The sequence below is a fragment of the Pseudomonas sp. P5_B2 genome, from assembly GCF_056400445.1.
Genome location: NZ_JBFULH010001443.1, coordinates 1 through 586, shown reverse-complemented (window position 1 = coordinate 586; position 586 = coordinate 1). Strand labels below are relative to the sequence as shown.

Below are 586 nucleotides of genomic sequence, written 5' to 3'. Positions count from 1 at the left end.
ACGTGGAGCTTTTATCTGGCGGTGAGATGCTCGTCCGCTTCTTGCGTGACGAAGGCGTCAAATATATCTACGGGTACCCGGGTGGTGCTCTTCTTCATGTATACGATGCCCTGTTCAAAGAGCCGGAAGTGACCCACATCCTGGTTCGTCACGAGCAGGCTGCGACCCATATGGCTGACGGTTATGCCCGTGCCACCGGTAAAGCCGGCGTGGTACTGGTGACTTCCGGTCCGGGTGCAACCAACGCCATCACCGGTATTGCCACGGCCTACATGGACTCCATTCCAATGGTGGTCATTTCCGGCCAGGTGCCTAGCAACATGGTAGGCACTGATGCGTTCCAGGAAACCGACATGATCGGTATCTCCAGGCCGATCGTGAAGCACAGCTTCATGATCAAGCACGCATCGGAAATCCCGGAAGTCATGAAGAAAGCGTTCTATCTGGCGCAATCCGGTCGTCCGGGCCCGGTCGTTGTCGATATCCCGAAAGACATGACCAACCCGGCCGAGAAGTTCGAATACATCTTCCCGAAAAAAGCCAAGCTGCGTTCCTACAGCCCGGCCGTTCGCGGTCACTCCGGGCA

At 56.7% G+C, this 586-nt stretch carries 1 protein-coding gene; it reads left to right on the top strand.

Annotated features, from left to right (window positions below):
• Positions 1-2: 2 nt before the first annotated feature.
• Positions 3-586 (top strand): thiamine pyrophosphate-binding protein (locus tag AC1DRJ_RS31725; RefSeq protein WP_477805575.1); only part of this gene is annotated, 584 nt, incomplete at its 3' end.